This is a genomic window from Streptomyces sp. NPDC091271, assembly GCF_044757505.1.
GTDB lineage: Bacteria > Actinomycetota > Actinomycetes > Streptomycetales > Streptomycetaceae > Streptomyces.
Map to the genome: position 1 here is coordinate 670,281 of NZ_JBIVVD010000001.1, position 16,437 is coordinate 686,717.

The window sequence follows — 16,437 nt, forward strand, 5'->3', positions numbered from 1 at the left end:
CACCCTGTCCTCCCTGGTGTCCGCTCCGCGTCACAAGGATGCCACTGGGGGCCCGGCGGTCGCCGGGCCCCCAGTGGCAGAAGAGCGAGTGCTCAGTCCTTGATCTCGCAGATCGCGGCGCCGGACGACACCGAGGTGCCGACCTCCGCCGCCAGACCCTTCACCGTGCCGGAGCGGTGCGCGTTGAGGGGCTGCTCCATCTTCATGGCTTCGAGGACGACGATGAGGTCGCCTTCCTTGACCTCCTGCCCCTCCTCGACGGCGATCTTGACGATCGTGCCCTGCATCGGGGACGCGAGGGTGTCGCCGGAGGCCGCGGAGCCGGACTTCTTCGCGGCGCGGCGCTTGGGCTTGGCCCCGGCGGCGAGACCGGTACGGGCCAGGCTCATGCCGAGCGAGGACGGCAGGGACACCTCGAGGCGCTTGCCGCCGACCTCGACGACGACGGTCTCGCGGCCGGACTCCTCGTCGGCCTCCTGGTCCGCGGGGACCGCGAAGGGCTTGATGTCGTTGACGAACTCCGTCTCGATCCACCGGGTGTGGATCCGGAAGGGGTCCGAGGTGAACGCCGGGTCGACGACGACCGCACGGTGGAAGGGGATGGCGGTGGCCATGCCCTCCACCTGGAACTCGGCCAGCGCACGCGCGGCGCGCTGCAGGGCCTGCTCGCGGGTCGCACCGGTCACGACCAGCTTGGCCAGCAGCGAGTCCCACGCCGGGCCGATGACACTGCCCGACTCGACACCCGCGTCGAGGCGGACTCCGGGGCCGGTGGGCGGGGCGAAGAGGGTGACGGTGCCGGGGGCGGGCAGGAAGCCGCGGCCCGGGTCCTCACCGTTGATCCGGAACTCGAAGGAGTGCCCGCGCACCGCGGGGTCGCCGTAACCGAGCTCCTCGCCGTCGGCGATGCGGAACATCTCGCGGACGAGGTCGAGGCCGGTGACCTCCTCGGTGACCGGGTGCTCGACCTGGAGGCGGGTGTTGACCTCCAGGAAGGAGATCGTGCCGTCCGCACCGACGAGGAACTCCACGGTGCCGGCGCCGACGTAGCCGGCTTCCTTCAGGATCGCCTTCGACGCCGCGTACAGCTGCTCGTTCTGCGCCTGGGACAGGAAGGGGGCCGGGGCCTCCTCGACCAGCTTCTGGTGGCGGCGCTGGAGCGAGCAGTCACGGGTGGACACGACCACGACGTTGCCGTGGGTGTCGGCCAGGCACTGCGTCTCCACGTGCCGGGGCTTGTCGAGGTAGCGCTCGACGAAGCACTCCCCGCGGCCGAACGCCGCGACGGCCTCACGGACCGCCGAGTCGTACAGCTCTGGGATCTCCTCCAGGGTGCGCGCGACCTTCAGCCCGCGCCCGCCGCCGCCGAAGGCGGCCTTGATCGCGATCGGCAGGCCGTTCTTCTCCGCGAACTCCACGACCTCGGCCGAACCGGACACCGGGTCGGGGGTGCCGGCCACCAGCGGGGCACCGGCGCGCTGCGCGATGTGACGGGCGGCGACCTTGTCACCGAGGTCCCGGATGGCGTGCGGCGGCGGTCCGATCCACGTCAGACCCGCGTCGAGCACCGCCTGCGCGAACTCCGCGTTCTCCGACAGGAAGCCGTAACCGGGGTGGACCGCGTCCGCTCCCGAATCCTTGGCGGCCTGGAGCACCTTGGCCATGTCCAGATAGCTGGCGGCCGGAGTGTCACCGCCCAGGGCGAATGCCTCGTCGGCCGCGCGCACATGCAGAGCGTCCCGGTCCGGATCGGCGTAGACGGCTACGCTCCCGATTCCGGCATCCCGGCAAGCCCGAGCAACACGGACAGCGATTTCGCCACGGTTGGCGATGAGCACCTTGCGCACGATGACTCCCTCCTTGAGAACAAGCTGAGTTTAGGGACTACCAACACGGCCGTACGACCCGTCCCCAATAGTGAACTTGCCCACACGGAGTGTGATTCGAGGCTTGCTCGAGTCGCGAAATCCCTTGTCGCACCACGGTACGCCGGGATCCTCAACCGCACAGTAGCCACGAAGTGTGGCCCAAGTCTCTGTTCGTAGGGTTAACGCCGCGCGGCGTTTCTTTGTGGACTCCCTACGAACGGACGAGGGAATCTTTGCCTCGGACGCGGGGCGGCGCGCTGCGGGAGCGAGCCGCGCGCATCCCCTTGTCCGGAGCGTTACCGTCCCCCAAGCTCTTAAGGAGCAGGGGGTGCCCCCATGTAGGGTCCGCGCTACCGCACGTACTACAGGTAACAGGGGGTGGCGCCGTGGTGCGCAGACCAGTGGCCTTCGTGACCGCGATCGTTCTGTTCGTGGAAGCCGTGGGCATCGTGCTCGTCAACGGCATCCTCGCGACGGTCGCCGGCAACCAGCGCATGTCCCTGGCCGGGATGGACCCGGACGCCATGGTCACCGGCACGTGGGTGATGGGCGGCGTCTCCGGGGTCCTGCTGGTGCTCTGCGGGCTGATACCGCTCCTGGCCGGGATACGCGACCGGGCCCCGGGCCGCGTCGGCAGGATCACCCTGATCGCCTGCGCGGTCGTCCACGGGGTGCTGGGCGCCCTCGCGGTGGGGCTGATCGGCTGGGCCGCCTTCGCGTTCCTGATGGCCGTCCTGGCGCTGATCGTGCTGACCCTGGTGGTGTTCGACCGGAGCGAGCCGGAAGCGGTGGAGCCCACCGGAGCCGCTCCGGAGCCGGTGTGACTCCGGCTGCGCTCAGACCCACAAGTCGGTTACGGAGACGCCCAGTTCGCCCAGCAGGCGGCGCAGCAGCGGCAGGGAGAGCCCGATGACGTTGCCGTGGCTGCCCTCGATCGCCTCGACGAACGGCGCCGAGCGGCCGTCCAGGGTGAACGCCCCGGCGACATGGAGAGGCTCACCTGAGGCGACGTAGGCCGCCACCTCGGCGTCCGTCGGCTCGCCGAACCTGACGACGGTGGACGCGGTCTCCGACACCGTGCGGCCGGTGGCCGTGTCGACGACGCAGTGCCCCGTCCGCAGGATGCCCGAACGGCCGCGCATGGACTTCCAGCGGGCGGTGGCCTCCTCGCTGTCGGCGGGCTTGCCGAGCGCCTCGCCGTCCAGCTCCAGCACCGAGTCGCAGCCGATGACGAGCGCGCCCGACGCCTCGGGACGGGCAGCCACCGCGGCGGCCTTCGCCTCGGCCAGCACGAGCGCCAGCTCGCCCGGGGACGGAGCGGTCAGCGCGTCCTCGTCCACGCCGCTGACGATCACCTCGGGGGCGAATCCCGCCTGCCGCAGGAGGCCGAGGCGGGCGGGGGACGCGGAGGCGAGCACGAGGCGGCGCTGGTCAGTCATACCCGCCATCGTAGGCGGGGCCGGAGGGGCCCCGTCGCCTCACCGGGTGCCCAGGACGAACATCGCCACGACCATGGCGAGCGCGAGCAGCAACCCCGCACGGCGCATCATGTCCTGGGCGTCGCGCAGTTCCTTCGGCGGCTTGTTCTCAGGATCGGACCACAGCATGCATCCGATGGTGCTCCGGAGACGGCTGCGGCGCCTGAGTACGGGTACTCAAGCGCCGCTCACCGGCCCGGCGGTCAGGAGGGCCAGTACGTCCGTGCCCACGACCGGGGCCCCGGCCGGAGTGCGCCCCGGCGCGCGATCCGCCCCGGGTCCGACCACTGCTCGGGCGGCAGGGGGGCGCCGGACGGCACGTCGGTCACCGCCGCCGCGCGCGCCCGCACCACGGCGAGGGCGGCGGCGAGCTCCTCCGGGGTCGGATTGCCCCGTACGACCTTGATCATGGTGGCTCCCGGTGGCTAGAGGGGGATGTTGCCGTGCTTCTTGGGCGGCAGGCTCTCGCGCTTCGTACGGAGCTGGCGCAGGCCCTTCACGACGTGCGCGCGGGTGTCGGCCGGCATGATCACCGCGTCGACGTAGCCGCGCTCAGCCGCGACGTACGGGTTGAGGAGCGCGTCCTCGTAGTCGGCCATCAGCTCTGCGCGGGTGGCGTCCTGGTCCTCGGCGGCGGCGATGGTGCGCCGGTGCAGGATGTTCACCGCGCCCTGAGCGCCCATCACCGCGATCTGCGCCGTCGGCCAGGCCAGGTTCAGGTCGGCGCCCAGGTGCTTGGACCCCATGACGTCGTACGCCCCGCCGAACGCCTTGCGGGTGATCACCGTGATCAGCGGGACGGTCGCCTCCGCGTACGCGTAGATCAGCTTGGCGCCGCGCCGGATGATCCCGCCGTACTCCTGGTCGACGCCCGGCAGGAAGCCCGGGACGTCCACGAAGGTCAGGACCGGCACGTTGAACGCGTCGCACGTACGGACGAAGCGCGCGGCCTTCTCGCTCGCGTTGATGTCCAGACAGCCGGCGAACTGCATCGGCTGGTTGGCGACGATGCCGACCGGGTAGCCCTCGACGCGCCCGAAACCGGTGAGGATGTTCGGCGCGAACAGGGCCTGGGTCTCCAGGAACTCCCCGTCGTCGAGCACGTGCTCGATCGCGGTGTGCATGTCGTACGGCTGGTTGGCCGAGTCCGGGATGAGGGTGTCGAGCTCGCGGTCCTCGTCCGTGGTCTCCAGGTCGGCCTCCTCCGGGAAGGCCGGGGCCTCGGAGAGGTTGTTCGACGGGAGGTAGGACAGCAGGGACTTGACGTACTCGATGGCGTCCTTCTCGTCGCCCGCCATGTGGTGGGCCACGCCGGACGTGGTGTTGTGCGTGCGGGCGCCGCCCAGCTCCTCGAAGCCGACGTCCTCACCGGTGACCGTCTTGATGACGTCCGGACCCGTGATGAACATGTGCGAGGTCTGGTCGACCATGACCGTGAAGTCGGTGATCGCGGGGGAGTAGACCGCGCCGCCCGCGCACGGCCCGACGATCAGGGAGATCTGCGGAACGACACCGGAGGCGTGGACGTTACGGCGGAAGATCTCGGCGAACAGTCCGAGGGCGGCCACACCTTCCTGGATGCGGGCGCCGCCGCCGTCGTTGATGCCGATCACCGGACAGCCGGTCTTCATCGCGAAGTCCATGACCTTGACGATCTTCTCGCCGTAGACCTCGCCGAGCGAGCCGCCGAAAATCGTGAAGTCCTGCGAGTACACGCAGACGGGGCGGCCGTCGACCGTGCCGTAGCCGGTGACGACGCCGTCCCCGTAAGGGCGGTTCTTCTCGATGCCGAAATTGGTGGACCGGTGCCGTGCGAACTCGTCGAGTTCCACGAAGGAACCTTCGTCGAGCAGGAGATCGACGCGCTCCCGGGCGGTCAACTTGCCCTTCGCGTGCTGCTTTTCGACTGCGCGGGCGGAACCCGCGTGTGTGGCCTCTTCGATACGGCGCTGCAGGTCCGCGATCTTGCCCGCGGTGGTGTGGATGTCGCTCTGCGGCTCGGACATCGGGTGGCGGCTCCCTGCCTTGTCACGGGGACGGCTGGTACATCCAGTGAATGTGCTGGACCATGCGTGCTCGACGGCTACCTGCTCGTCGGCTGGCTACTGACCCGTAGCGTATCGGCGCGGATACGGTTCAGCAGTGCGTCGTTGGCCACACCTAATGTGGGTTGCATGACTCCTCCCGATGCGCCGCACAACCGCTGGTCGGACCTCGACAGGCCGCCCCTGAACGCCACGGCGCTCCGCCGGGGACTGCTGAAGCCCGACGGCCTGTGGACCTCGCTCGACATCGTCGAGGCGACCGGATCGACCAATACCGACCTCGCGGCACGGGCCGCCGACGGCGGTCTGGCCGAAGGCGCGGTGCTGGTCGCGGAGGAGCAGACCGCGGGCCGCGGGCGTCTCGACCGGAGCTGGACGGCCCCGCCCCGCTCGGGCCTCTTCCTCTCCGTCTACCTGACCCCCGGCGGCGTACCCGTCGAGCGCTGGGGGTGGCTGCCGCTGCTGACCGGCGTCGCGGCCGCCACGGGCCTCGCGCAGTCGGCGGGCGTGGACATGGCGCTGAAATGGCCCAACGACCTCCTGGTGACGGTCGGGGACACGGAACGCAAGACCGGCGGCATCCTCGCCGAGCGCGCCGGGGACGGCGTCGTGATCGGCATCGGCCTCAACGTGTCGCTGCGCGCCGCCGAGCTGCCCGCCCCGCACGCCGGTTCGCTGGCGCTCGCCGGAGCCGTCTCCACCGACCGCGAGACCCTGCTCCGGGCCGTCCTGCGTTCACTGGAACAGTGGTACGGCCGATGGCGCGACGCGAACGGCGACGCCGCCGGGAGCGGGCTCCAGGCGGCCTACGCGGCGGGCTGCGCCACGCTCGACCGGACCGTGCGGGCCGAGCTGCCCGGCGACCGGTCGCTCGTCGGCGAGGCCGTCGCGATCGACGGCGACGGACGGCTCGTGCTGGCCACGGGCGACGGGCTCCAGGAACCCGTGTCGGCCGGCGACATCGTCCACCTGCGCGGGGAGGAGGGCGGTCTCACCTGATCCCGCGTTCCGCACATACGGGTGATGTCACGTATGACGGAGCCGGAACCGCGCCACCACGGACGTGAGCCAGGGCACACCTGCCGTATCGTTGAGGCGATCCAGCGACAGATCGGCAGGGCAGTGCGCAGGGAACGGGCAGGAGGCGGCCGGTGACCGTCGACGACACGAACTCCGACGACGGCGCGGAGCCCTCGTCGGGACCGTCCGTCCACTCGACACCGCATCACGAGGTCGACCACACGGCCGAACCGACGGACGACCCGCTCGCCATCCGGCTGGAGGCCCTGATTCTGGGGGCCGACCGCCGCTACACGCCGTTCCAGGCGGCCAGGACCGCCGGGGTCTCCATGGACCTGGCGTCCCGGTTCTGGCGGGCGATGGGCTTCGCGGACATCGGACAGGCCAAGGCGCTGACCGAGGCCGACGTCCTGGCGCTGCGCCGCCTCGCCGGCCTCGTGGAGGCCGGGCTGCTCAGTGAGCCGATGGCGATCCAGGTGGCCCGGTCGACCGGGCAGACCACCGCACGGCTCGCGGAATGGCAGATCGACTCGTTCCTGGCGGGACTGACCGAGCCCCCCGAGCCCGGTATGACCCGCACCGAGGTCACGTATCCGCTGATCGAGCTGCTCCTGCCGGAGCTGCAGGAGTTCCTGGTCTACGTGTGGCGGCGCCAGCTCGCCGCCGCCACGGGCCGGGTCGTGCAGACCGGGGACGACGAGGAGATGGTCGACAGGCGGCTCGCCGTGGGCTTCGCCGACCTGGTCGGCTTCACCCGGCTGACCCGCCGGCTGGAGGAGGAGGAGCTCGGCGAGCTGGTCGAGGCCTTCGAGACCACCTCGGCCGACCTGGTCGCCGCGCACGGCGGACGCCTCATCAAGACCCTGGGCGACGAGGTCCTCTTCGCCGCGGACGACGCGGGCACGGCGGGCGAGATAGCGCTCCGGCTGGTCGAGGCGATGGCCCAGGACACGACGATGCCCTCGCTGCGGGTCGGTATCGCGTTCGGCACGGTCACCACGCGCATGGGCGACGTGTTCGGTACGACGGTGAACCTGGCCAGCCGGCTCACCTCGATAGCGCCGAAGGACGCGGTGCTGGTCGACGGCGCCTTCGCCGCGGAACTGATCAGGAACGGCGACGCCCCCGCCTCCGAGGCCGAGGAGGCCGCCGCGGCGGCCGAACGGGCCCGGCTGGCGGAGAAGGAGGACCGCCGGGACGAGGAGCCACCGTCACCCGCGTACCGCTTCGGGCTGCAGCCGATGTGGCAGCGGCCGGTCCGCGGGCTGGGCGTCGTGGAGCCGTGGCTGCTGGCCCGGCGGGGCAAGGCGTCGACCTGACGCGGAAGGGCCCCGCCTAGGATCCCGGTAACGCTCGTCAACCGGAGGGGTGCAGCCATGGGTGTCACGTCGGAGCAGAGGTTCGGGGAGTTCGTCGTCGTACGGCGGCACGAGGGCCAGGACCACGTCGCGGAGCTGGTGCTCGACCGGCCCAAGGCCATGAACGCCGTGAGCACCGCGATGGCCCGGTCCATCGCCGAGGCCTGTGCGGCGCTCGGCGCCGATCAGGGGGTGCGGGCGACCGTGCTCACGTCCAGCCACGACCGGGCCTTCTGCGTTGGCGCGGACCTCAAGGAGCGGAACTCCTTCACCGACGCCGAGCTCGTGCGGCAGCGGCCCACGGCGAGGGCCGCCTACACCGGTGTGCTGGAGCTCCCGATGCCCGTCGTCGCCGCCGTGCACGGCTTCGCCCTCGGCGGCGGCTTCGAGCTCGCGCTGGCCTGCGACGTGATCGTGGCCGACCGTACGGCCGTGGTCGGGCTGCCCGAGGTGTCCGTCGGCGTCATCCCGGGCGGCGGCGGCACACAGCTGCTGCCCCGGCGGGTCGGCGCGGCGCGCGCCGCCGAGCTGGTCTTCTCCGCCCGGCGGGTGGAGGCCGCCGAGGCGCGCGAGCTGGGCCTGGTCGACGAGCTGGTCGAGGCCGGCCGGGACCGGGAGGAGGCGCTGGCGCTCGGCGGCCGGATCGCGGCGAACTCCCCGGTGGGGCTCCGGGCCGCCAAGCGGGCCCTGCGGCTGGGGCAGGGGCTGGACCTGCGGGCCGGTCTCGAGGTGGAGGACGCTGCCTGGCGGTCCGTGGCCTTCTCCGGGGACCGGGCCGAGGGCGTCGCCGCGTTCAACGAGAAGCGGAAGCCCAGCTGGCCCGGAGAGTGATCCGCGAGTGAGCCGGGGTGGTCCGGGGAGCGATCCGAAGATCATCAGCGCCGCCAACTGATCAAATCGTCACAAACCTACCTAAGCTGGGGTGATGGGCGATGATGCGCGGCTGCGCGCCGTGGTTGCGCTGGCACAGACGATGGCTGCGGCCTACACCCCGCGCGAGTCCTGGCGCGCCGCGGCGATGGGGGCGTGCGAGGCGCTGGCCGGCAGCTTCGCCGCCCTCTCCGTGTGGGAGCGGGAGCAGGGCAGGCTGCGCGTGCTGGTCAACGCGGGGGAGCGTGCCGAGGGAGAGGAGGAGTTTCCCGAGGCCGAGGCCTACCCCGTGCACCAGTTCCCGGAGATCACCGAGTTCCTGCATGAGCGCTGGGCGGGCGGCGGTGAGCCCGACGCCTGGGTGGAGACCGCCGAAGGCGCTCCGGCCGCCGGGGCGCCCGCCCGGGGCGCCCGTCCGTACTGCCACCAGCGGGTCGCCGCGCTGCGCCGGCGCGGGCGGGGCTGCTGCGTGGTGGCGCCGATCGTGCTGCACGGGCGGGCCTGGGGGGAGCTGTACGTGGCCCGTCCGGCGGGGGCTCCGGTCTTCGACCGGGACGACGCGGACTTCGCGACCGTGCTGGCCGCCGTCGTCGCCGCGGGCATCGCGCAGACCGAGCGGCTGGAGGAGGTCCGCAAGCTGGCCTTCACGGACCCGCTGACCGGCCTCGCCAACCGCAGGGCCGTCGATCTCCGCCTGGACGAGGCGGTGGACCTGCACCGCGCCGAGGGGGCCGTGGTCAGCCTGGTCGTGTGCGATCTGAACGGCCTCAAGGCGGTCAACGACACGCATGGCCACGCGGTCGGCGATCGTCTGCTGGAACGTTTCGGCTCGGTGCTCTCGCTCTGCGGCGCGATGCTCCCGGGCGCCCTCGCCGCGCGCCTGGGCGGGGACGAGTTCTGCCTGCTGGTCGTGGGCCCTCCGGCGGACGACGTGGTCCGGGTCTCCGAGGACCTCTGCGCGCGGGCCGTCTCCCTGGAGCTCGGGGACGGGGTCGCCTGCGGGGTCGCGTCCACCGGTGACGACATCGGCCCGGTCCCGTCCGCGCGCCGGCTCTTCCGGCTGGCGGACGCCGCCCAGTACCAGGCGAAGGCCGCGCATTCCCGGCGGCCGGTGGTCGCCGGGCGCGACGGCGACGTGATCCGGCTCGCCGACTCCCCGCCCAGGTCCCCCCACGACCGCCGCAGGCTCCGCGGCAATCCGCCCGGTGGCGATGCCGAGGGCCGCGGATGAGGGCGTAAGGGGTCAACCGCACGACCACTGGTGACATGACGGGTTTCAGTCCGTACGCTTCTGAATATGGATATGCATACAGTCGTGGTGGGGACGTCCGGAACGACCGCGGAGGACGTCGTCGCCGTGGCCCGACAGGGCGCCCGGGTCGAGCTCTCCCCAGCCGCCGTCGAGGCGCTCTCCGCAGCACGGGAGATCGTCGACGCCCTCGCCGCCAAGCCCGAGCCGGTCTACGGCGTCTCCACCGGCTTCGGGGCCCTGGCCAGCAGGCACATCAGCCCCGGCCTCCGGGCGCAGCTGCAGCGCAACATCGTCCGCTCGCACGCGGCGGGCATGGGACCCCACGTCGAGCGCGAGGTAGTCCGCGCGCTGATGTTCCTGCGGCTGAAGACGCTCGCCTCCGGTCACACCGGCGTACGCCCCGAGGTCGCGCAGACCATGGCGGACGTGCTCAACGCGGGCATCACCCCCGTCGTCCACGAATACGGCTCGCTCGGCTGCTCCGGCGACCTCGCCCCGCTCTCCCACTGCGCCCTGACCCTGATGGGGGAGGGCGACGCGGAGGGCCCCGACGGCACCGTGCGGCCGGCCGGTGAACTCCTCGCGGCGCACGGCATCACCCCCGTCGAGCTGCGCGAGAAGGAGGGCCTCGCCCTCCTCAACGGCACCGACGGCATGCTCGGCATGCTCGTGATGGCCCTGGCGGACCTGAAGAACCTCTACACCGGCGCGGACATCACCGCCGCGCTCTCCCTGGAGGCGCTCCTCGGCACCGACCGGGTCCTCGCCCCGGAGCTGCACGCCATCCGCCCGCACCCCGGCCAGGGCGTCTCCGCCGACAACATGCTGCGGGTGCTCGAGGGGTCCGGCCTCACCGGTCACCACCAGGATGACGCCCCCAGGGTCCAGGACGCCTACTCCGTGCGCTGCGCCCCCCAGGTCAACGGCGCCGGGCGCGACACGCTCACGCACGGGGCGCTCGTCGCGGACCGTGAGCTGGCCTCGGCGGTCGACAACCCGGTCGTGCTGCCGGACGGGCGGGTGGAGTCGAACGGGAACTTCCACGGCGCCCCCGTCGCGTACGTCCTCGACTTCCTGGCCATCGTCGCCGCCGACCTCGGGTCGATCACCGAGCGCCGCACGGACCGGCTGCTGGACAAGAACCGCTCGCACGGTCTCCCGCCGTTCCTCGCCGACGACGCCGGGGTGGACTCGGGGCTGATGATCGCCCAGTACACGCAGGCCGCCCTGGTCAGCGAGCTGAAGCGGCTCGCCGTGCCGGCGTCCGTCGACTCGATCCCGTCCTCCGCGATGCAGGAGGACCACGTCTCCATGGGCTGGTCGGCCGCGCGGAAGCTCCGTACGGCTGTCACCGGTCTCGCGAGGATCGTGGCCGTCGAGCTGTACGCCGCCACGCGCGCCGTCGAGCTGCGTGCCGCCGAGGGGCTGACCCCCGCGCCCGCCTCTCAGGCCGTCATCACGGCACTGCGCGCCGCCGGGGTCCAGGGCCCCGGCCCCGACCGCTTCCTCGCCCCCGACCTGGCCGCCGCCGACGCCTTCGTACGGGAGGGGAAGCTGGTCGCCGCCGTGGAGGCGGTGACCGGGCCGCTGGCCTGACCCCGTACGCGTGAGGGCTGCCGCACCCCGCGGGGCGCGGCAGCCCTCACGTACCTCAGAAGCCGGTGCGAAGCGTGGAGCCCCGGCGCACCGAGTACACGACGAACCCCGCGCCGACGCACAGGGAGGCCGTCCCGCCGATCAGGTAGGGAGTCGTGTCGACTCCCGCCCCGGTGTCGGCGAGCGTGTCCCCGGCGGTGAACTCCGCCGTGGTGGAGGCCTGTCGGGCCTCCGTGGAGGAACCGGCGGACGAGCCGGCCGAACCGCTCCGCGTGCCTGCTTCGCCGCTCGCGTTGGCGGAGGGGACGAACCAGAGAGCACAGAGCAGGGTGCCTGCCGCTGTGGTGGTCAGCAGCGTGCGACGAGCGATGGACACAGAATCGATCCCCTTGCGACAACCATCAGTTAGCCCCGTGGGCCGATGCTAAGCAAAGCAGCGGGTCGGTGAAAAGCCACAGGTCCCGGGAGCCTTACGCTCCGGCGTATGAGCACTTCGGAGACACCCTCATTTGTTCGGCTTCGCGTGGAGATGGTGCTGGAGATCAGCGACGCGGACGCCCTGACCGGAACCGCCCTGGAGAGCATCGCCGCGGATTTCACCGCATCCGGGGCGTCCGCCGACGAGTCCGCCGAGGAACGTACGCATGCTGAGGAGACGGTCAGGGAAGACGCAGCGGAGGCCCTCGCCTCGCTGATCGACCCGTTCGATCTGGTCAGCCAGGTGCCCGGGGTAGAGCTCGCCCAGGCCTCCTGGAGCAGCGAGACGATCGACTACGACCCCGACGCCGAGGACTGGGCCGCCGGAGAGGACGGGGACGAGGCGTACTACGGGATCGAGGACAATGAGACGGACGACGAAGAAGGCGGCGGGAATACGGAACGCTGACGCTCGCGAAGCACTCCTCACAGGCAGCGGGAACCGCCGTGGCCCCGGGTGCGTCGATGAGTGTTGTTCCCCACATCCACGGCGGATGTGGAACGGAAGACCCGGCCACGGTGTTCTTGGAACATTGACGGGGAACCGCCGTCGGGCGACCCTGTCCGGGGATCTTGGGGAATCGGCAACGATGGAGATGCGTGTGATGACGGACAGCAAGCGGCGCAAGGGCCTCATGGCCGCGTCCGCACTGCTCGGCGGCGTGCTGGTGCTTTCGGCCTGCAGCGACGACGGTGGCAGTGACACGGGCGCGAGTGCCGGCAGCTCGAAGACGTCACAGGCGCAGGTCGACGAAGCGGCCGCCAAGGACGCCTCCGAGGCGCAGATAACGATCGCGCCGAAGAACGGAGCGACCAACGCGAGCATCAACAACGCCGCGATGGTCACCGTCGCCAAGGGCAAGCTGACCGAGGTCACCATGACCACGGCGGAGGGTGACGCCGTCGAGGGCACCCTCGCGGCCGACGGCTCCAGCTGGAAGCCCAGCGGTCAGCTCGAGCGTTCGACGACGTACAAGATCAGTGCGACCGCGTCGGACTCCAAGGACCGTGAGGCGCACGCCAACAGCTCCTTCACGACCGTCTCGCCGGAGAACAGCTTCATCGGCAACTTCACCCCCGAGGACGGGTCCACCGTCGGCGTCGGGATGCCGGTCTCGATCAACTTCAACAAGGCGATCACCAACAAGAAGGCCGTCCAGGACGGCGTCAAGGTGACGTCGAGCAGCGGCCAGGAAGTCGTCGGCCACTGGTTCAACAACCAGCGCCTCGACCTGCGCCCCGAGGACTACTGGCAGGGCGGCTCCACCGTCACGCTGAAGCTGGCGCTGGACGGCGTCGAGGGCGCCGACGGTGTCGTGGGCGTGCAGCAGAAGACGGTCACCTTCAAGATCGGCCGCAACCAGGTCTCCACCGTGGACGCCAAGGCGCACACGATGACCGTCACCCAGGACGGCAAGACGATCAAGACCATCCCGATCTCCGCCGGATCCTCGGACAACCCGACGTACAACGGCCAGATGGTGATCTCCGAGAAGTTCAAGGAGACCCGCATGGACGGTTCGACGGTCGGGTTCACGGACGACGACGGCAAGGGTGAGTACGACATCAAGGACGTGCCGCACGCCATGCGGCTGTCCACGTCGGGCACCTTCATCCACGGCAACTACTGGGGCGCCAAGTCGATCTTCGGCAGCGCCAACACCAGTCACGGCTGTGTCGGCCTGTCCGACGCGAAGGGCGCCGACGACCCGGGCACGGCCGCTGCGTGGTTCTACGACAACTCCATGCTCGGCGACGTGGTCGTCGTCAAGAACTCCCCGGACAAGACCATCGCTCCCGACAACGGCCTCAACGGCTGGAACATGAGCTGGTCGGAGTGGACGGCGAACGCCGCCTGACCTCCTGACCGCGCCTCTTCCCCTCCGAAGGCGGCGGCACCCGGATCCTTCCGGGCGCCGCCGCCTTCGGCGTGTGCGCGCGGCTACGTATGCGCGCCGGCAGTGTTCTCATGCTGCTCTCATCGGAGACTTAACTCCTCATCACGCCCGCTCCATATCTTCGCGCCATGTTCTTCACCTACCTCCGGCGCGAACTGCGCCGCCGCAGAAAGGCGGCGCTCGTCGTCGCCTCGGGGCTCGCCCTCGGCATTGCGCTGGTCATCATCGTCAGTTCGGTCTCCTCGGGCATGAGCAAGGCCCAGGACAAGGTCCTCGAGTCGCTGTACGGCCTGGGCACGGACATGACGGTGACCAAGGCCGCCGCCGCCCAGGGTTCCGGGGGCACCGAGCGGCCCAGGTTCAACTTCGACGCCAAGGAGGACGAGGACGCCACCCAGAGCACGGACCGCGTCATGGTCCAGGGCTTCCAGACGCTGGCCTCCAGCACCGTCGGCAAGGTCGGCGAGCAGGAGGGGGTCGCGGACGCCGTCGGCGGGCTGAGCCTCTCGGTCATGAAGGTCGACGGCCAGTTCAAGCGCGGCGAGTTCAAGCAGGACGAGAGCTCGGGGCAGACCGGACCCGGCGGTGGCCAGGGCGGCGGCGGTGGCCAGCCGCAGGGCCGGGTCGAGGGCGGCGGAGCATCCTTCGACGTCAACTCCTTCACCGTGTACGGCACCGACGTCACGCAGCAGAACCTCGGCCCGCTGACCTCCTCCAAGATCACCAAGGGCCGTACGTTCAAGGCCGCCGAGACCGACGCCAAGGTCGCGATAGTCGACTCGGCCTACGCCAAGGAGAAGGAGCTCGCGGTCGACAAGACCGTCACCATCTCCGGTACGAAGTACACGATCGTGGGTGTCTCCACCGCGGACAGCGGTGACGCGGCCGCCAACGTCTACATCCCGCTGAAGCAGGCACAGACCGTCTCCGACTCCAAGGACAAGGTCACCACGGTCTACGTCCAGGCCGCGGACTCGCAGCAGATCGACACCGTCAAGGCCGCCATCCAGAAGAACATCTCCGGCACGACGGTCACCACCTCCGCCGACCTCGCCGACACGGTGTCCGGCTCCCTCTCCACCGCCTCCGACCTGGCCTCCAGCGTCGGCAAGTGGCTCTCCATCGCGGTCCTGATCGCCGCCTTCCTCGTCGCCGGTCTGCTGACCTCGTCCGCGGTCAGCAGGCGTGTGCGGGAGTTCGGCACCCTCAAGGCCCTCGGCTGGAAGAGCGGGCGCGTCACCCGCCAGGTCATCGGCGAAGCCCTCGTCAACGGCCTGATGGGCGGAGTCCTCGGTATCGCCGTCGGCGTCGCGGGCGCCTACGCCGTGACCGCCATCAGTCCCACCCTCAGCGCCCAGCTCGGCTCCACCGGCGGGAGCGGCATGGGCGGCGGAGGCCCGATGGGCGGTGGCGGCCCCGGCCGCCAGACCGCTTCCAAGACCCTGGACATCGCGCTGACCGCACCCGTCTCCCTCACCACGATCCTCGTAGCCGTCGCCCTGGCGGTGGCGGGCGGACTGATCGCCGGCGCCTTCGGCGGCTGGCGCGCCTCCCGGCTGCGGCCGGCCGACGCCCTGCGCCGCGTCGCGTAGCCCCCGCCCCACCCCTCCCGTACGTACAGCAGGAGTCCACACGTGTACCAGCTCAAGGGCGTCACCAAGCGCTACATGCGCGGCAAGAACCCCGTCGACGCGCTCGCCGGTGTCGATCTGACCATCGAGGACGGCGGCAGGCTCGTCATCCAGGGTCCGACCGGCGGAGGCAAGTCCACCCTCCTGCAGATGCTCGGCGGGCTCGACCGGCCCACCTCCGGCACCATCGAGCTCGACGGCGTCGACCTGGCCAGGCTCCCCGAGTCCCGGCTCACCAAGGTCCGGGCCGAGTCCATCGGATTCGTCTTCCAGAGCTTCAACCTGATCCCGACGCTCACCGCCCAGGAGAACGTCGAGACCGCGCTCGTCCCCCTCGGCCTCGGAGCGAAGTCCCGTCGCGAACGCGCCGCCGAAGCGCTGGAGTCGGTGGGACTCGGCGACCGGCCCACCCATCTGCCGAGCGAGATGTCAGGCGGTCAGCAGCAGCGCGTCGCGATCGCCCGGGCCCTGGTGAAGCGGCCGAAGGTGCTGCTCGCCGACGAACCGACCGGCAACCTCGACGAGTCCATGCGCGACGAGATCATGGAGCTGCTCGACGGGCTGTGGAAGGAACACGGACTGACCTTCGTGATGGTCACCCACGACAGCTCCCTCGCCCGCAAGGCGCCCCGGGTGGCGACCATCCGCAAGGGCAAGGTGACCGTGACGGAGAACGCCGCGGCCTGATCCGCGACGGCGCGGACCTCACGGCCGTCCTCCTCCGGCTGTGAGGTTCGCCACCCGTAGGGCCCCGCGACGCGGGCGCCGTACGGGTCTTCCGCTCCGGCGGGAGCGGGGTGCACGGGTGTGGAAGGGCCCGTAGCAGGACGAACTGCCGTGGCCACTATGTGGATGTCGCGGGGGCGGGACGGGGTCGCGCTGCGAGACTTGCCGGGTGCAACGGCCCCCACGGGCCGGTGGCGCCTCCGGGGACAGGGAGCGCC

General features: G+C 71.1%; 16 protein-coding genes. 10 read left to right on the forward strand and 6 right to left on the reverse strand.

The genetic code is table 11. The features are described from left to right. Positions 1–92: 92 nt before the first annotated feature. Positions 93–1,847, reverse strand: coding sequence for an acetyl/propionyl/methylcrotonyl-CoA carboxylase subunit alpha (locus tag ACIQM3_RS03335; protein ID WP_401618080.1), 1,755 nt, complete (start codon positions 1,845–1,847; stop codon positions 93–95). A 407-nt stretch (positions 1,848–2,254) separates the two neighbouring features. On the opposite strand from ACIQM3_RS03335, the gene ACIQM3_RS03340 reads away from it, so the two are divergent. After that, positions 2,255–2,692, forward strand: a complete 438-nt coding sequence (locus ACIQM3_RS03340) for a hypothetical protein (RefSeq protein WP_401618083.1) — start codon at positions 2,255–2,257, stop codon at positions 2,690–2,692. A gap of 12 nt (positions 2,693–2,704) precedes the next feature. Here the strand turns inward: ACIQM3_RS03340 and ACIQM3_RS03345 are convergent, their stop codons facing one another. The 4 genes from ACIQM3_RS03345 to ACIQM3_RS03360 all read right to left on the reverse strand — a co-directional run bounded on the left by ACIQM3_RS03345 (position 2,705) and on the right by ACIQM3_RS03360 (position 5,352). Then, entirely contained in the window at positions 2,705–3,316 is a 612-nt protein-coding gene (locus tag ACIQM3_RS03345; RefSeq protein WP_401618086.1) for a nucleoside triphosphate pyrophosphatase, read from the reverse strand. Positions 3,317–3,346: 30 nt separating this feature from the next. Continuing rightward, on the reverse strand, positions 3,347–3,475 hold the full coding sequence (mmpB, locus tag ACIQM3_RS03350; RefSeq protein ID WP_099174806.1) for a morphogenic membrane protein MmpB: 129 nt from the start codon (positions 3,473–3,475) through the stop codon (positions 3,347–3,349). A 74-nt stretch (positions 3,476–3,549) separates the two neighbouring features. Continuing rightward, the gene (locus ACIQM3_RS03355; protein WP_356712939.1) at positions 3,550–3,756 is read right to left on the reverse strand and encodes an acyl-CoA carboxylase epsilon subunit; all 207 of its coding nucleotides are present in this window, start codon (positions 3,754–3,756) and stop codon (positions 3,550–3,552) included. Between the two features lie 15 nt (positions 3,757–3,771). Beyond that, the gene (locus tag ACIQM3_RS03360) at positions 3,772–5,352 is read right to left on the reverse strand and encodes an acyl-CoA carboxylase subunit beta (RefSeq protein WP_401618090.1); all 1,581 of its coding nucleotides are present in this window, start codon (positions 5,350–5,352) and stop codon (positions 3,772–3,774) included. A gap of 168 nt (positions 5,353–5,520) precedes the next feature. Here ACIQM3_RS03360 and ACIQM3_RS03365 point away from each other — a divergent pair, with 168 nt between their 5' ends. The 5 genes from ACIQM3_RS03365 to hutH all read left to right on the forward strand — a co-directional run bounded on the left by ACIQM3_RS03365 (position 5,521) and on the right by hutH (position 11,487). Continuing rightward, positions 5,521–6,390 carry a biotin--[acetyl-CoA-carboxylase] ligase gene (locus ACIQM3_RS03365; protein ID WP_401618093.1) on the forward strand — a complete coding sequence of 290 codons (870 nt, stop codon included), beginning with the start codon at positions 5,521–5,523 and terminating at the stop codon, positions 6,388–6,390. Between the two features lie 152 nt (positions 6,391–6,542). Further along, the gene (locus ACIQM3_RS03370; RefSeq protein WP_401618096.1) at positions 6,543–7,730 is read left to right on the forward strand and encodes an adenylate/guanylate cyclase domain-containing protein; all 1,188 of its coding nucleotides are present in this window, start codon (positions 6,543–6,545) and stop codon (positions 7,728–7,730) included. A 57-nt stretch (positions 7,731–7,787) separates the two neighbouring features. Then, a complete protein-coding gene (locus ACIQM3_RS03375; protein WP_322983928.1) occupies positions 7,788–8,600 on the forward strand; it encodes an enoyl-CoA hydratase-related protein in 813 nt (270 codons plus the stop codon). Positions 8,601–8,691: 91 nt separating this feature from the next. Then, complete coding sequence (locus tag ACIQM3_RS03380) at positions 8,692–9,870, forward strand: diguanylate cyclase domain-containing protein (protein ID WP_401618099.1); 1,179 nt, start codon at positions 8,692–8,694, stop codon at positions 9,868–9,870. A 66-nt stretch (positions 9,871–9,936) separates the two neighbouring features. Beyond that, entirely contained in the window at positions 9,937–11,487 is a 1,551-nt protein-coding gene (hutH, locus tag ACIQM3_RS03385; protein WP_401618102.1) for a histidine ammonia-lyase, read from the forward strand. A gap of 55 nt (positions 11,488–11,542) precedes the next feature. Here hutH and ACIQM3_RS03390 read toward each other — a convergent pair whose 3' ends face one another. After that, entirely contained in the window at positions 11,543–11,863 is a 321-nt protein-coding gene (locus tag ACIQM3_RS03390; protein ID WP_401618105.1) for a hypothetical protein, read from the reverse strand. A 108-nt stretch (positions 11,864–11,971) separates the two neighbouring features. Between ACIQM3_RS03390 and ACIQM3_RS03395 the strand changes: the two genes are divergently transcribed. The 4 genes from ACIQM3_RS03395 to ACIQM3_RS03410 all read left to right on the forward strand — a co-directional run bounded on the left by ACIQM3_RS03395 (position 11,972) and on the right by ACIQM3_RS03410 (position 16,180). Beyond that, the gene (locus ACIQM3_RS03395; RefSeq protein ID WP_401618108.1) at positions 11,972–12,373 is read left to right on the forward strand and encodes a hypothetical protein; all 402 of its coding nucleotides are present in this window, start codon (positions 11,972–11,974) and stop codon (positions 12,371–12,373) included. 181 nt (positions 12,374–12,554) lie between these two features. After that, a complete protein-coding gene (locus ACIQM3_RS03400) occupies positions 12,555–13,823 on the forward strand; it encodes an Ig-like domain-containing protein (protein ID WP_401618111.1) in 1,269 nt (422 codons plus the stop codon). A 167-nt stretch (positions 13,824–13,990) separates the two neighbouring features. Then, positions 13,991–15,454, forward strand: coding sequence for an ABC transporter permease (locus ACIQM3_RS03405; protein ID WP_401618114.1), 1,464 nt, complete (start codon positions 13,991–13,993; stop codon positions 15,452–15,454). A gap of 42 nt (positions 15,455–15,496) precedes the next feature. Then, complete coding sequence (locus ACIQM3_RS03410; RefSeq protein ID WP_401618116.1) at positions 15,497–16,180, forward strand: ABC transporter ATP-binding protein; 684 nt, start codon at positions 15,497–15,499, stop codon at positions 16,178–16,180. Positions 16,181–16,437 lie beyond the last annotated feature (257 nt).